A 653-nucleotide genomic window follows, 5' to 3' on the forward strand; every position below is an offset into this window, starting at 1 on the left:
GGCTCTTGTGACTGATCCGTGGGTCATCGGCGGCCGGGGAGCGTTGGGCGCTGGCCGGCGAGGTTAAGCATGGCCAGGGCGATGAGTGCGTCGGGTGAGCGGAAACCGAAGGCCATGCGGGTGATGAGCCGGATCTTGGTGTTGACCGACTCGATGAGGCCGTTGGACAAGCCATGCTCGATGGCGGCGAGGATCGCTGGCTTGTGTTCGACGATGGTGCGCTGGAGCTTCACGAACCGTTCGATGCGGCACCGTCGCGCCCATCCGATCCAGGCGTCCAGGGCATCGGTAGCTTCGTCGACCGGGAGTTGGAACACCAGCCGCAGGCCTTCTTTGAGCAGGTAGGCGCGGTGCAGTCGGGGTTCGGCCTTCGCGATCCAGGCCAGCTTCGCCTGTTGTCGGGCGGTGAGGTTCTCAGGGTTCTTCCACAACGCGAACCTCGAGTCCTTCAACGCCTTCGCGTGACCGGAGGAGTTGTTCTCCTTGCCCGCTGCTCGCCGGGCTCGCAGGGTCCGGGCGTCGGCGCGTGCCTCGTTCCAGACCTGGCGGCGGACCTCGTCGAGGGCCTCGCCTGCCCACTTCACGACGTGGAAGGGATCGGCGCATCGGACCGCGTTGGGACAGCGCTCAGCGACCACGGCGGCGATCCAGCC

1 protein-coding gene is annotated in these 653 nt (G+C 66.6%); it reads right to left on the reverse strand.

What is annotated here, in order from left to right:
- Positions 1–23: 23 nt before the first annotated feature.
- Positions 24–653: ISL3 family transposase (locus ACYQ0U_RS22770; RefSeq protein WP_459976163.1), on the reverse strand; the 630-nt coding region annotated here is incomplete at its 5' end.

This window comes from Nocardioides pyridinolyticus (assembly GCF_054653575.1).